This is a genomic window from Enterobacter sp. JH25, assembly GCF_021725435.1.
Lineage (GTDB): Bacteria > Pseudomonadota > Gammaproteobacteria > Enterobacterales > Enterobacteriaceae > Enterobacter > Enterobacter intestinihominis.
In genome coordinates this window covers 3851983-3865249 of record NZ_CP091319.1, presented here as the reverse complement: position 1 = coordinate 3865249, position 13267 = coordinate 3851983, and the positions used below count along the sequence as shown (strand labels likewise).

Genomic DNA, 13267 nt, shown 5'->3' with positions numbered 1-13267 from the left:
ACCTCAAAAACACCATCATACACTAAATCATTAAGTTGGCAGCATCACCGATTTTTTAAACATATAAAATACCATCAATGAAGTGATTAAGAAGTTATAGAGTAACAGAGAATTAATAAGATTCTTTTCTCTGAGACGCCAGAATATTTGTTCTGGCGTCTGATTTTGAGTTTATTTGACTAATGAAAATAGATCATTGAGTGATTCGCTCATCGACGGATGAGTAAATATCTGATCGCGTAATATGCTATAAGGCAGCCCGGCATCCATCACCATTTTCACTATATTGATCATCTCGTGGGAGTCAATACACAGCAGTGATGCCCCTAATATACGTTGGGTTTTATTATCAACAATCGCTTTTAATACCCCACGGGTATCGTTCATCACTCTGGCGCGCGGAATTGCAGCTACAGGCAATGTCACCACCTGAATATCAGCACCACTCTCTCTGGCTTGTTCTTCTGTCATACCAACCCTGGACAGGGGCGGTGTCATAAATACGGAATAAGGCACATTTTTCCGATCATCAGTACTACGTTTGCCTTCACCCAGTAACTCATCACGTACAATGCGGTAATCATCCAGTGATATGTAAGTAAATTGCAGCCCGCCGGTAACATCTCCCATCGCCCAAATATTGTCTGCGGTGGTATGTAATCGCTTGTCAACGACAATTGCCCCGCGCTCGTTTACTGCGATACCGGCATTTTCTGGATGTAACGAAGCGGTAGCCGGTTGACGACCGGAAGCTATTAACAGTGCATCCACCGCCAGTTGGGCGTGCTCGCTATGCACTTGCACTTGATTTTCATGGTGACTGATTCGCTCCACATGGGCATTGAGGATAATATCGACGCCCTGATCGCGTAAAATCGTCGCGATATTATCAGCAATATCCCGATCTTCCCGAGGCAAAAACAGCGAAGCTGCCTCTAAAATGGTTACTTTGCTGCCAAAATTAGCGAACATAGAGGCGAACTCAACGCCAATATATCCGCCGCCCAAAATACCTAAATGCCCAGGCAATTCTTTTAGATTAAGTAATCCGGTGCTGTCATATACACCAGGCGTGGTGGTAATTCCAGGAATTGGCGGAACCACGGCTTGTGCACCGGTATTAATAAAAATTTTCTCGCCATGAATCTCCAAATTTCCCTCAGGCCGATGAACACGCAGGCTATGATTATTGATAAACTCCGCCTGGCCGTCGATCACGTCGATATTGGGCATATCCGCAAGATTATGAAAATTCTTATTACGTAAAAAATTAACCACTTCATTTTTACGCTGTATGGCACGGACAAAATCTGTGTGCTGCTGTGCGTCATGAACCAATGTTTTGGTTGGGATACAGCCGATATTAATACAGGTCCCGCCATACATTGCATTTGATTGTTCGATGAGAGCCACACGCCAACCTGCTTTTGCCAGCGTGACGGCTAATGTTTTTCCAGCCTTGCCAAAACCAATAATAACTGCCTGATATTTATTCATGATGATTTCCTGTCGAAACGCGTTCATTTGACATCATGACTATAGACGCAAAAGGTGATGCTGCCAACTTACTGATTTAGTGTATGATGGTGTTTTTGAGGTGCTCCAGTGGCTTCTGTTTGGCTTTGTTGAATAAATCGAACTTTTGCTGAGTTGAAGGATCAGATCACGCATCTTCCCGACAACGCAGACCGTTCCGTGGCAAAGCAAAAGTTCAAAATCACCAACTGGCCCACCTACAATAAAGCCCTCATCAACCGTGGCTCCATAACTTTCTGGCTGGATGATGAAGCTATTCAGGCCTGGTATGAGTCGGCAACGCCTTCATCACGGGGAAGACCTCAGCGCTATTCTGATCTCGCCATCACCACCGTTCTGGTCATTAAACGCGTGTTCAGGTTGACCCTGCGGGCTGCACAGGGTTTTATTGATTCCATTTTTACACTGATGAATGTTCCGTTGCGCTGCCCGGATTACACCAGTGTCAGCAAGCGCGCAAAGTCGGTTAATGTCAGTTTCAAAACGCCCACCCGGGGTGAAATCGCGCATCTGGTGATTGATTCCACCGGGCTGAAGGTCTTTGGTGAAGGCGAATGGAAAGTCAAAAAACATGGCCAGGAACGCCGCCGTATCTGGCGAAAGTTGCATCTGGCAGTTGACAGCAACACACATGAAATCATCTGTGCAGACCTGTCGCTGAACAATGTGACGGACTCAGAAGCCTTCCCGGGTCTTATCCGGCAGACTCACAGAAAAATCAGGGCAGCATCGGCAGACGGCGCTTACGACACCCGGCTCTGTCACGATGAACTGCGGCGTAAGAAAATCAGCGCGCTTATCCCGCCCCGAAAAGGCGCGGGTTACTGGCCCGGTGAATATGCAGACCGTAACCGTGCTGTTGCGAATCAGCGGCTGACCGGGAGTAATGCGCGGTGGAAATGGACAACAGATTATAACCGTCGCTCGATAGCGGAAACGGCGATGTACCGGGTAAAACAGCTGTTCGGAGGTTCACTGACACTGCGTGACTACGATGGTCAGGTTGCAGAGGCTATGGCCCTGGTACGAGCGCTGAACAAAATGACGAAAGCAGGTATGCCTGAAAGCGTGCGTATTGCCTGAAAACACAACCCGCTACGGGGGAGACTTACCCGAAATCTGATTTATTCAACAAAGCCGTATAATGAATAACTCGGAGATTTTTCCTCTCATCTGCAGGAATTCACAGTATATTAAAAACAGAATGTTACCAGAGAAAGCGGACGTTACAGAAGATAGTGATACGTTTCCGGACTGAGTTCGTTCTTTAAATCCTATACCTGAAGACCACAGCGGTGGTCTTTGGGAGTTTTTTTATTGCCTGATATACATTAAGCATGTTATATCTTGCTAAGAAATAATCATTCAGGGATTAATCATAACTACTGAAGTTATGTTGTGTTCTTTTCTTTTAAAAATAAATTATTCAGATTTATTTTCTATTGATTTAATGAGGTAGGGAATGACAGAAAGTGCTTTGCTTTTGCGAGAGGCATTTAATGAATCGGTTAACTATATGACATGGTCTTTTTATTCACTGATAACTGCTTACGTTTCGATGGCTTTTTATGATAGAGTTGAGGTTAAGACCCGAATAAATAATTATCTGAATAAGTTACTTTTCGTGATTGCTATGTCCGTTTTTATCCCAAATATGTACTTTGTTTCAATGGTGTTCAGTCAGAAGTTAGGCACCGCAGCTGGCGTTGCGTCATTCATTATTGGGCTACTTTTCATGATGTTAAACTCGGCACCTGTAATTACTGGTATCGTACAGCAGCGCAAAGATTGAGTTTTATGAGTATAGTCAGTTGGGTTTTCATCTGTTTTATCAGACTTAGAAAAATGAAATCTTTCAATTCATTGATTTTAAACGCAAAAAAATTTCTAAATGATCAGAATTATAGGGTGCTCGCTCTGTTCGATCACCGAACACGAAGGTCGTATTATTCAGAGCCGTTCCGAAGAGTCGATTGTTAACGAGATCGAAGCGATTCGCGACACGGTCCCGGGCTTTACCGGCGTAATCTCCGATTTGGGTGGTCCAACGGCTAACATGTACATGCTGCGCTGCAAATCGCCGCGCGCTGAGCAGACCTGTCGTCGTCTCTCCTGCGTCTATCCGAGCATTTGCGAGCATATGGACACCAACCACGAGCCGACGATCAACCTTTACCGTCGCGCCCGTGACCTGAAAGGCATCAAGAAGATCCTGATCGCCTCCGGCGTGCGTTACGACATTGCGGTGGAAGATCCGCGCTACATCAAAGAGCTGGCGACGCACCACGTTGGCGGTTATCTGAAGATCGCCCCGGAGCACACCGAAGAGGGCCCGCTGTCCAAAATGATGAAGCCGGGCATGGGCAGCTATGACCGCTTTAAACAGCTGTTTGATACCTTTTCAAAACAGGCGGGGAAAGAGCAGTATCTGATCCCATACTTCATCTCCGCGCACCCCGGCACCCGTGATGAAGACATGGTGAACCTGGCGCTGTGGCTGAAGCAGCGTCGATTCCGTCTGGATCAGGTGCAGAACTTTTACCCGTCGCCGCTCGCCAACTCGACGACCATGTATTACACCGGCAAAAACCCGCTAAGTAAGATTGGCTATAAGAGTGAAGACGTGGTGGTGCCGAAAGGGGATAAACAGCGCCGTCTGCACAAAGCGCTGCTGCGCTATCACGACCCGAAAAACTGGCCGCTGATCCGTCAGGCGCTGGAAGAGATGGGGAAAAAGCACCTGATCGGCTCGCGTCGTGATTGTCTGGTGCCAGCGCCAACGCTGGAAGAGATGCGCGAAGCGCGCCGCCAGAACCGCAATACGCGCCCGGCGCTGACCAAGCACACGCCAATTGTGCATCAGCGTTCGAACGGTGGGGCTTCGGGGACGAAAAAAACGGGAAAACGTAAGATCGGATAACGATGATGCCCTCACCCCGGCCCTCTCCCACAGGGAGAGGGTGGAAAGCATTCCCTCTCCCTGTGGGAGAGGGTTAGGGTGAGGGGAAACTACCCGCCAAACTGATCCGGATCCGGCCCAAGCCGCTTGCCCTGATCCAGCTTCGCAATTTCACTCAGCTCGTCTTTATCCAGGCGGAAATCCCAGACGTCGAAGTTCTCGGCGATACGCGATGGCGTGACCGATTTCGGGATCACCACCAGACCGCTATCCAAATGCCAGCGAATGACGATCTGCGCCGGCGTTTTGCCGTACTTATCCGCCAGCTCGCGGATAATTTTCTGGTCAAACACCCCTTCGCCGCCCTGAGCCAGCGGGCTCCAGGATTCGGTCTGGATCTTGTGCGTGGCGTTCCACGAATGAAGCTGGCGCTGCTGCATCAGCGGGTGTAGCTCAATCTGGTTAATCACCGGCGCGACGCCCGTTTCATCAATCAGGCGTTGCAGGTGATGAACCTGGAAATTACAGACGCCGATGCTTTTAATCAGCCCCTCTTTTTGCAGCTCAATCATCCCTTTCCAGGCATCAACGTAATGGTCGATAGCCGGTACCGGCCAGTGCATGAGATAAAGATCGACGAAATCGAGCTGGAGTTTCTCCAGGCTCTCCTGCAACGCTTCGCGTGGACGCTTTTGATCGTCGTTCCACAGCTTGGTGGTGATGAATAACTCATCGCGGGGAATGCCAGCGCTGGCAAGCGCGGTCCCCACGCCGTCCTCGTTTTTATAGGCGGCGGCGGTATCGATGGATCGATAGCCGACTTCCAGGGCTTTATGAATGGCGGAGACGACCTCGTCGTTACCGGCTTTCCATACACCTAGCCCCAGCTGGGGCATCACGTTGCCGTCCTGTAGCTTGATTACGGTTTGGTTTGCCATTTTTCCTCCTTCAGGTGCTCATCGCCGGAGGGAACCTCCGACGATGTGATGTGCATTAAGTCTGGACGAAATGTCAAAAAACGAAAGTCAGGATCCTAAAAACGCTTAGCGTGCCGCTTCGTAAATGCGACGGCTGACGTCCAGGGTGATGTCGCCATGCTCGCCGATCTGCGTCATACCGTGTGCTTCCAGCTTCGCCAGCAGGGCAGGGATGGAGCTGCCGTCCAGGCCGTAGTCAGAGAGACGCGTTGGCACGCCCAGGCTTTCAAAGAAGTGACGGGTGGCTTCAATTGCGGCATCAATACGCGCATCGTCGGAACCCTCGGTGATGTTCCAGACGCGTTCGGCGTACTGGAGCAGTTTGGCGCGTTTAGCGTCACGTTTTTCATTCCACAGCGCAGGCAGAACCACCGCCAGCGTCTGGGCGTGATCCAGGCCGTGCATCGCCGTCAGCTCGTGACCGAGCATATGGGTCGCCCAGTCCTGTGGCACGCCTGCACCGATAAGGCCATTCAGTGCCTGTGTTGCAGCCCACATCACGTTAGCACGCACGTCATAGTTTTCAGGTTCTTTCAGCGCTTTCGGACCTTCTTCAATCAGCGTCAGCAGAATGCCTTCCGCGAAACGATCCTGAATTTTGGCGTTCACCGGGTAAGTGACGTACTGCTCAACGGTGTGAACAAAGGCGTCGACCACGCCGTTCGCCACCTGACGCGCAGGCAGGGTATAGGTGTAAACCGGATCGAGGATCGCGAACACGGGCTGAACATGTTCGTTCATAAAGGCCTGCTTGTCACCGGTGGTTTTACGGGAGATGACCGCGCCTTTGTTGGACTCAGAGCCGGTGGCCGGCAGCGTCAGCACGGAGCCCATCGGGATCGCACTGCTGATGTCGCTGCCGCCCGTTTCCAGAATATGCCACGGGTCGATGCCGTCAGCGTAATGCGCTGCCGCCGCGATGAATTTGGTGCCGTCCAGCACGGAACCGCCGCCCACCGCCAGCAGGAAAGTGATCTGCTCCTCACGGGCGATTTTTACCGCGTTCATCAGCGTTTCATAAGACGGGTTAGGCTCGATACCGCCGAACTCGCGTACGTCCAGCCCTTCCAGAGCGCTGTAAACCTGATCCAGTACGCCGGTTTTTTTCACGCTGCCGCCGCCGTAGGTAATCAGGACGCGGGCGTCCGTCGGGATTTGCGCGCGCAGGTCAGCGATAGCGTCTTTACCAAACAGAATGCGGGTTGGGGTGTGAAGATTAAAGTTGTTCATGGCTTGTTCCCTGTAGTGGGTAAAAAATCGTGGTGGCGCAGAAGGCAACCTGATGCTGCACATTGTGGCGGGCAGGCGCTATCCTCTCAATGCACATTCCTGCCGATGTCTTGCCCATTTCTACAGCGCTCTGGAGAAACGGTAAGAAAATGCGCACACTGTTAGCGTCGGAAACCGTACCCGGAGTAACTGAAAATGAACCGTGATGCCATCTGCCGCCAGCTAACGTCGCAGATTAAAAGACTGATAGATAACGGAAATGATTCGGCTGAGCTGTTGCCGGATATCCGATTGCTCTACGGTACCCAGCCCGGAACGCGCACCCCGGTGATGTATCAGCCCGGCATCGTGTTTCTCTTTTCTGGCCATAAGATTGGCTATATCAATGAGCGCGTGTTCCGTTACGACACCAATGAATATCTGCTTCTGACTGTACCTTTACCCTTCGAATGTGAAACTTTCGCGACAGAGGAGGTACCGCTGGCCGGGATCCGCGTCAACGTCGACATTCTCCAGTTGCAGGAGTTGCTGATGGAGATTGGGGAGGACGAACTTTTCCGGCCGTCGATGGCGGCAAGCGGTATCAACTCCGCGACCTTATCGGAGGAAATTCTCTGCGCGATTGAACGCCTGTTAGACGTGATGGAAAGGCCTCTGGATGCGCGTATTCTCGGAAAGCAGATTATCCGCGAAATTCTTTACCATGTGCTGCTGGGACCGGGCGGCGGGGCGCTGCTGGCGCTGGTAAGCCGGCAAACGCACTTCAGCCTCATTAGTCGCGTGCTGAAGCGCATCGAGAGCCAGTACACGGAAAACCTCAGCGTTGATCAGCTGGCGGCGGAAGCCAATATGAGCGTCTCGGCGTTTCACCATAACTTTAAATCCGTCACCAGCACGTCGCCGTTGCAGTACCTCAAAACTTACCGTCTGCATAAGGCGCGGATGCTGATGATCCACGATGGCATGAAGGCCAGCGCCGCGGCGATGCGGGTCGGGTATGAAAGCGCTTCGCAGTTTAGTCGGGAATTTAAGCGTTACTTCGGCGTCACGCCGGGGGAAGATGCGTCACGTATCAGAACCATGCAGGGAGCGTGAGGGGAAACGGAGGCCGGGTAAGCGGTAGCGCCACCCGGCTTTTATTTATGCGCTGCAATACTTTTTCTTGATCACCACCGCAATGGTCCCCACCAGCCCTGCAACCAGCAGGAAAATCGGCAGGATCATCAGGAAGGTCATCACCTGGTCTTCATGGCGCTTAACAAAGGGGATCATATTCAGCGCGTAGCCGAGTGTGGTAACCACGCCCACCCAGAGCAGGGCGCTCAGCCAGTTGAAGAACTGGAAGCGGCGGTTAGAGAGGCCTGAAATACCCGCCATGGTAGGCAACAGGGTGCGAACGAACGCCAGAAAACGCCCGGCAAGCAACGCCAGCAGGCCGTGACGGTCAAACATGCAGGTCGCGCGCTGATGATATTTATGCGGCAGCTGCGCCAGCCAGCCTTTCACCACGCGGGTGTTTCCAAGCCAGCGCCCTTGCAGGTAGCTCAGCCAACAGCCGAGACTGGCCGCAGAGGTGAGGATCACCATTGTTGGTGCGAAGTCCATCACGCCCTTGCCGATTAACGCCCCTGCGAGCAGGAGCAGGCTGTCACCGGGTAAAAATGAGGCTGGCAGTAATCCATTTTCCAGAAACAGCGTCGCGAACATCACGAAATAGACAATCCCGACGACATGTGGGTCCGCCAGCGCGGCAAAATCGTGTTGCCAGAGCGCCGTGATGATATTTTGAATAACAGCCATGGACTTTCCTGTGGAACAGCAGATATAACGCTATTGTACTCCCAATTTTGCCTGTCGGGGTTGATCGCAGGCGCATCTCATACAGACTTTTCTGCTTGCGGTGTTCAGAATAGCGTCCAGGGAGTACATGTCAGCCAGCACTTTACACGATGCGCTCAAATCCTGCCGATAAATCCGCAATTAAATCGTCCACATTTTCCAGCCCGATATGCAGGCGGATTAAGGTCCCCTCGAAGTCCACCTCGCCGCCCGGGCGCAGGGCCGCAATCTGCTCCGGCTGATTGGGCAGGATCAACGATTCAAACCCACCCCATGAATAGGCCATGCTGAAGAGGGTAAAGTTATCCAGATAGCTTGCCAGCTCGGCGTCATTCAGGCGCTTCTTAAGAACAAATGAGAACAACCCGCTGCTGCCCGTAAAGTCACGTTGCCAGTATTCGTGGCCCTTGCTGCCAGGCAGCGCCGGATGGTTAACGCGCTCCACCTGTGGATGCAGCGCCAGCCACTGTGCAATTTGCATGCTGCTTTCGTGATGCTGACGCAGACGCACGCCGAGCGTACGGATGCCCCGGCTGGTCATGTAGGCGGTATCGGCATCCACCATCTGGCCCATCAGGTAGGCGTTTTCACGCAATTGCTCCCAGCAGCGGGCATTAGATACCGCCGTACCGATCATGCCGTCTGAGTGGCCAATCAGGTATTTGGTCGCCGCCTGAATGGAGATATCGATGTCAAATTCCAGGGCTTTAAACAGCACACCTGCCGCCCAGGTGTTGTCGATCATGATGATCGCTTCCGGCGCTATGCTGCGCACCGCCTTCACGATGGCCGGGACATCATGCACTTCCATGGTGATGGAGCCGGGAGATTCCAGGAACACAACGCGCGTGTTGGGCTGAATAAGCCCGGCAATACCGGCCCCAATCAGCGGATCGAACCAGCTGGTAGTGACGCCGAGCTTGCTGAGTATTTTGGTGCAGAAGTCCTGGCTTGGCTCGTAGGCGGTATTGGTCATCAGGATGTGGTCACCCTGTTCAACAAACGCCAGAATGGTATTGGCGACCGCCGCCGCACCGCACGGGAACAGCGCGCAGCCCGCGCCGCCCTCCAGTTCGCACATGGCTTCCTGCAACGAGAAATGGGTTAACGTGCCACGGCGACCGTAAAACAGCCCGCCCTTCGCGCGATTACGCGTGGCGATTTTTTTATCTTCGACGGTATCAAACACCAGCGAGGAGGCACGCTGGATCACGCTGTTGACCGAGCCCTGGGTGTATTTTTTACTGCGTCCTGCCTGCACCAGCGTGGTCTCAAGCTGCTTTTTAGTCATGTTCGCTAACCCTATTTTTATACGTCTGGACGTCCAGACTACCACGATTGTCAGGATGTGCATCCGGATGCTTATCGAATAAGCAGAAAATATTATCAAATATTCGCATAAGAAATTTTTACTGCGTAAGCGCAAGGAAAGTGAGCGAAAATTACGGCACTATGTAAATACTAATGAGAACTACTATCAATTCGACGACGTTTTGATATTATTACGTTCAGATTGTGTGATTTGCGTCCTGGAGATACAGAGTGGGTAATAATTTGATGCAGACGGATCTCTCCGTTTGGGGCATGTATCAACATGCTGACATCGTCGTTAAGGTTGTGATGATCGGCCTGATTCTGGCGTCCGTGATCACCTGGGCTATCTTCTTCAGCAAGAGCGCCGAACTTCTTTCACAAAAACGCCGCCTCAAGCGTGAGCAGAAGCAGCTGGCGGAAGCCCGCTCTCTGGATCAGGCTTCTGATATCACCTCATCCTTCCATGCGAAAAGCCTGACTACCCTGTTAGTGAACGAAGCGCAGAACGAGCTGGAACTCTCCGCAGGCAGTGAAGATAACGAAGGCATTAAAGAGCGTACCGGCTTCCGTCTGGAGCGTCGCGTTGCGGCCGTGGGTCGTCATATGGGCCGCGGTAACGGCTACCTGGCGACTATCGGCGCTATCTCCCCGTTCGTCGGCCTGTTCGGTACCGTCTGGGGCATCATGAACAGCTTTATCGGTATCGCCCAGACGCAGACCACTAACCTTGCGGTCGTCGCGCCGGGTATCGCAGAAGCGCTGCTGGCAACGGCTATCGGTCTGGTTGCCGCTATCCCTGCGGTAGTTATCTATAACATCTTCGCGCGCATGATTGGCAGTTACAAAGCCACACTGGGTGACGTTGCCGCGCAGGTTCTGCTGCTGCAAAGCCGCGATCTGGACCTGAACGCCAGCGCCGTTAAACCGGTGCATGCGGCGTCCAAACTGCGCGTAGGTTGATTGTATGGCAATGCGTCTTAATGAAAATCTGGACGATAACGGTGAAATGCATGAGATCAACGTGACGCCGTTTATCGACGTCATGCTGGTTCTGCTGATTATCTTTATGGTTGCCGCGCCGCTGGCGACGGTGGACGTGAAGGTGAATCTGCCAGCGTCCTCCAGCCAGCCGCAGCCGCGTCCGGAAAAGCCTGTCTACCTGTCCGTGAAGGCCGATAAGTCCATGTTCCTGGGCAACGATCCGGTGACGGATGCCTCGGTTATTCCGGCGCTGGACCAGCTGACCGGCGGCAAGAAAGACACCACCGTCTTCTTCCGCGCGGATAAAACCGTCGATTATGAAACCATGATGAAGGTAATGGACACGCTGCATCAGGCGGGATACCTGAAGATTGGTCTGGTCGGCGAAGAGAAAGCGGCCGCGAAGTAAAACGAAGGCGAAGCCGCCTTCCGTGCCGGGTGGCGGCTTCGCCTTACCCGGCCTACAATCTCAGGCTAGCGCCGCCGGGCGAACCACGTTGTCAGCAGTTAGAAGATGTTGTTGACGCCTCTTCATCGAGCGCCACGCAGGTGACGTTTGATGTGCGATAGTTGCCCTCCGAGAGTTTTCGGGTCAGGCGCAGGGTGGCTGTCTCGCGTGCCAGCAGGTACTGATAGTTCGTCTCCAGTCGCCCAAGGATCTTCTCTTTAAGCTCAGGGCGCTGCTCAATAATAGCGTTCATCACCGCGCCGTAAATCTCCTCTTTGGCCTGCAAGGCATAAATTTCCCGACGGTTCTGCCATTTCAGGCGCACCAGCGTGGCCGGAATCGAAACCAAGTCCTGCGTTATTCGCGTCATCTCGTCATTTTTTATCTTTTTCAGGGCGTCAAGATTCTGCTTTAAGATAAATTCATCGCTTTTCTTATCATCTAAAGTCAAATAAACGTTATTACCGCTATCATCATTCACGTTAATCATCCCCCAGGTTATAAAAAATGGGATTGCTTTTTTCACGCGTAATTAAGTTAAGCCAAATTTCATTGCCAGCTTCATTTATTTGCTGTGTTTTCTCGGCCATTATTTGACTTAGAGCCTGGGCATCTATTTCCCCTTCGGCCTGTAAATCATTTAGCAGATGAACTAAGGCTTCAATCTTGATGGCACGAAATAACCGTTCTTTTAAATGGCGATCGTGCTCTTCCAGCACCATATTACGGGATTTGCCGGTGCGTGAAACACCAATTAATATATCGGCTTCATAGTCGGAGAGTTTTCTTTTTCCTTGAGTGAAATTCGCCTCTTTATCTGCTTCCGTCGAAGGCTGTTCCACAGGCGTAATGTGGTACTTTGCCGGGACAAGATTGTCGGGCAGCATTTTAATTTCCTTTAATTTCAAAAGGGTGGGGTTGGAAAAAGGGTGAGATTCGTTGACAATATCATGAGGCAATTTTAAAATCAAAAAAAATGGAGCCTACCCATGAACAGCATTTTCTTCACGGTCGTAACGTTACTATTACTGACCGCTGGCGTGCTTTTATTGATGCAAGAGTTCAATAAAACGAAAGTGTCAAATGACGCCAGTGAACCATCGCAGCCTGAATTGATGTCCAAAGAGGAGGGGGAAGATCATTTCTCCGTCTTGATGAACGCTGTGACGCCAGTCTGGTACTGGCGGGTGAATCACGAATATATCGATTTCCTCCATGCGACAATTAAGCGAATGAAAATGGCCGAAATTAATGATACGCCCGGCCTGTTCGACGCGCAGCGCCGCTGTAGCGACCTTAATTCGGCGGTCTATAAATATTACGACAATATCAAAAAGCGCTGTTTGAATGGCGAGAAGGTGTCGTATTCCGATTTAGACGTATTAAATCTGCGCCAGTGTTTTCGCGAGTTTAGCCTGGAAGCCTACCCGGAACTGGTCGCACTGGTCTGGCCGGAGTATGCGCGTCCGGATGTAGATCCCAACGAGGTATAGTTGAGATATACTGAGCGCTGGTTTCGTTTGCAGACAGGATTTTATGGAACGCTTCTTTGAAAACGCAATGTATGCCTCTCGCTGGCTGCTCGCACCCGTCTATTTTGGTCTCTCTCTGGCGCTGGTCGCCCTGACGATCAAGTTCTTCCAGGAGATATTCCACGTCCTGCCAAACATTTTCTCCGTGGCAGAAGCCGATTTGATTCTGGTTCTGCTGTCGCTGGTGGATATGACGCTGGTAGGAGGATTACTGGTGATGGTGATGTTTTCCGGTTATGAGAATTTCGTCTCTCAGCTTGATATCGCCGAGCACAAAGAAAAGCTCAACTGGCTGGGGAAAATGGACGCCTCATCGCTGAAAAATAAAGTCGCGGCGTCGATTGTGGCGATTTCGTCTATTCACCTGTTACGTGTCTTTATGGATGCTAAAAACGTCCCGGATAATAAGCTGATGTGGTATGTGATTATCCACCTGACGTTTGTACTGTCGGCGTTTGTAATGGGGTATCTGGATAAGATCAGTAAGAAATAATTTTACAGCGCCCCTCAC

At 51.6% G+C, this 13267-nt stretch carries 14 protein-coding genes and 1 pseudogene; 8 read left to right on the top strand and 7 right to left on the bottom strand.

All coding sequences use genetic code 11. The annotated features are described in order from the left end of the window. Positions 1–171: 171 nt before the first annotated feature. Positions 172–1497 (bottom strand): reactive chlorine resistance oxidoreductase RclA, encoded by a 1326-nt coding sequence (rclA, locus tag L2Y28_RS18515; protein WP_007896426.1) that lies wholly within the window; start codon positions 1495–1497, stop codon positions 172–174. A gap of 153 nt (positions 1498–1650) precedes the next feature. Here rclA and L2Y28_RS18510 point away from each other — a divergent pair, with 153 nt between their 5' ends. From L2Y28_RS18510 to L2Y28_RS18500, 3 genes and pseudogenes are all read left to right on the top strand, one after another. After that, positions 1651–2619 (top strand): IS5-like element IS903B family transposase, encoded by a 969-nt coding sequence (locus tag L2Y28_RS18510; RefSeq protein WP_022649395.1) that lies wholly within the window; start codon positions 1651–1653, stop codon positions 2617–2619. A 379-nt stretch (positions 2620–2998) separates the two neighbouring features. Next, positions 2999–3328, top strand: coding sequence for a hypothetical protein (locus tag L2Y28_RS18505; protein ID WP_000140246.1), 330 nt, complete (start codon positions 2999–3001; stop codon positions 3326–3328). Between the two features lie 114 nt (positions 3329–3442). Next, a pseudogene (locus tag L2Y28_RS18500) lies at positions 3443–4456 on the top strand (radical SAM protein); the annotation flags it as partial. 89 nt (positions 4457–4545) lie between these two features. Here the strand turns inward: L2Y28_RS18500 and dkgA are convergent. Together dkgA and yqhD are read right to left on the bottom strand one after the other, a co-directional pair. Further along, positions 4546–5373: a 2,5-didehydrogluconate reductase DkgA gene (gene dkgA, locus L2Y28_RS18495; RefSeq protein ID WP_023330191.1), complete on the bottom strand. Its 828-nt coding sequence runs from the start codon at positions 5371–5373 to the stop codon at positions 4546–4548. A gap of 105 nt (positions 5374–5478) precedes the next feature. Next, the gene (gene yqhD / locus L2Y28_RS18490) at positions 5479–6642 is read right to left on the bottom strand and encodes an alcohol dehydrogenase (protein ID WP_023330190.1); all 1164 of its coding nucleotides are present in this window, start codon (positions 6640–6642) and stop codon (positions 5479–5481) included. Between the two features lie 195 nt (positions 6643–6837). Here yqhD and L2Y28_RS18485 point away from each other — a divergent pair, with 195 nt between their 5' ends. Further along, positions 6838–7737: an AraC family transcriptional regulator gene (locus L2Y28_RS18485; RefSeq protein ID WP_017382749.1), complete on the top strand. Its 900-nt coding sequence runs from the start codon at positions 6838–6840 to the stop codon at positions 7735–7737. A 45-nt stretch (positions 7738–7782) separates the two neighbouring features. On the opposite strand, the gene yghB is transcribed toward L2Y28_RS18485, so the two are convergent. Together yghB and metC are read right to left on the bottom strand one after the other, a co-directional pair. Then, positions 7783–8442, bottom strand: a complete 660-nt coding sequence (yghB, locus tag L2Y28_RS18480; RefSeq protein ID WP_015571869.1) for a DedA family general envelope maintenance protein YghB — start codon at positions 8440–8442, stop codon at positions 7783–7785. Positions 8443–8584: 142 nt separating this feature from the next. After that, positions 8585–9772 carry a cystathionine beta-lyase gene (metC, locus tag L2Y28_RS18475; RefSeq protein ID WP_023330189.1) on the bottom strand — a complete coding sequence of 396 codons (1188 nt, stop codon included), beginning with the start codon at positions 9770–9772 and terminating at the stop codon, positions 8585–8587. Positions 9773–10023: 251 nt separating this feature from the next. Between metC and exbB the strand changes: the two genes are divergently transcribed. Both exbB and exbD read left to right on the top strand, forming a co-directional pair. Next, the gene (exbB, locus tag L2Y28_RS18470; RefSeq protein WP_023298602.1) at positions 10024–10755 is read left to right on the top strand and encodes a tol-pal system-associated acyl-CoA thioesterase; all 732 of its coding nucleotides are present in this window, start codon (positions 10024–10026) and stop codon (positions 10753–10755) included. Between the two features lie 4 nt (positions 10756–10759). Then, complete coding sequence (gene exbD, locus L2Y28_RS18465; protein ID WP_023298601.1) at positions 10760–11185, top strand: TonB system transport protein ExbD; 426 nt, start codon at positions 10760–10762, stop codon at positions 11183–11185. Positions 11186–11276: 91 nt separating this feature from the next. Here the strand turns inward: exbD and L2Y28_RS18460 are convergent, their stop codons facing one another. Beyond that, positions 11277–11714: a hypothetical protein gene (locus L2Y28_RS18460; RefSeq protein ID WP_023330188.1), complete on the bottom strand. Its 438-nt coding sequence runs from the start codon at positions 11712–11714 to the stop codon at positions 11277–11279. After that, a complete protein-coding gene (locus L2Y28_RS18455) occupies positions 11707–12111 on the bottom strand; it encodes a hypothetical protein (protein ID WP_023330187.1) in 405 nt (134 codons plus the stop codon). Before L2Y28_RS18455 ends, L2Y28_RS18460 begins: the two co-directional genes overlap by 8 nt. Before the next feature lie 102 nt (positions 12112–12213). Here L2Y28_RS18455 and L2Y28_RS18450 point away from each other — a divergent pair, with 102 nt between their 5' ends. Together L2Y28_RS18450 and L2Y28_RS18445 are read left to right on the top strand one after the other, a co-directional pair. Next, the gene (locus L2Y28_RS18450; protein ID WP_023330186.1) at positions 12214–12717 is read left to right on the top strand and encodes an ESA_00282 family adhesion-associated protein; all 504 of its coding nucleotides are present in this window, start codon (positions 12214–12216) and stop codon (positions 12715–12717) included. 43 nt (positions 12718–12760) lie between these two features. Further along, entirely contained in the window at positions 12761–13249 is a 489-nt protein-coding gene (locus tag L2Y28_RS18445) for a TIGR00645 family protein (protein WP_006811956.1), read from the top strand. Positions 13250–13267: the final 18 nt, after the last annotated feature.

Excerpts from the sequence above, each read along its gene's own strand:
- metC (WP_023330189.1), bottom strand. The coding sequence starts at position 9,772 with ATGACTAAAAAGCAGCTTGAGACCACGCTGGTGCAGGCAGGACGCAGT.
- dkgA (WP_023330191.1), bottom strand. The coding sequence starts at position 5,373 with ATGGCAAACCAAACCGTAATCAAGCTACAGGACGGCAACGTGATGCCC.
- L2Y28_RS18455 (WP_023330187.1), bottom strand. The coding sequence starts at position 12,111 with ATGCTGCCCGACAATCTTGTCCCGGCAAAGTACCACATTACGCCTGTG.
- L2Y28_RS18450 (WP_023330186.1), top strand. The coding sequence starts at position 12,214 with ATGAACAGCATTTTCTTCACGGTCGTAACGTTACTATTACTGACCGCT.
- L2Y28_RS18460 (WP_023330188.1), bottom strand. The coding sequence starts at position 11,714 with ATGATTAACGTGAATGATGATAGCGGTAATAACGTTTATTTGACTTTA.
- yghB (WP_015571869.1), bottom strand. The coding sequence starts at position 8,442 with ATGGCTGTTATTCAAAATATCATCACGGCGCTCTGGCAACACGATTTT.
- exbD (WP_023298601.1), top strand. The coding sequence starts at position 10,760 with ATGGCAATGCGTCTTAATGAAAATCTGGACGATAACGGTGAAATGCAT.
- L2Y28_RS18485 (WP_017382749.1), top strand. The coding sequence starts at position 6,838 with ATGAACCGTGATGCCATCTGCCGCCAGCTAACGTCGCAGATTAAAAGA.
- L2Y28_RS18505 (WP_000140246.1), top strand. The coding sequence starts at position 2,999 with ATGACAGAAAGTGCTTTGCTTTTGCGAGAGGCATTTAATGAATCGGTT.
- yqhD (WP_023330190.1), bottom strand. The coding sequence starts at position 6,642 with ATGAACAACTTTAATCTTCACACCCCAACCCGCATTCTGTTTGGTAAA.
- rclA (WP_007896426.1), bottom strand. The coding sequence starts at position 1,497 with ATGAATAAATATCAGGCAGTTATTATTGGTTTTGGCAAGGCTGGAAAA.
- L2Y28_RS18445 (WP_006811956.1), top strand. The coding sequence starts at position 12,761 with ATGGAACGCTTCTTTGAAAACGCAATGTATGCCTCTCGCTGGCTGCTC.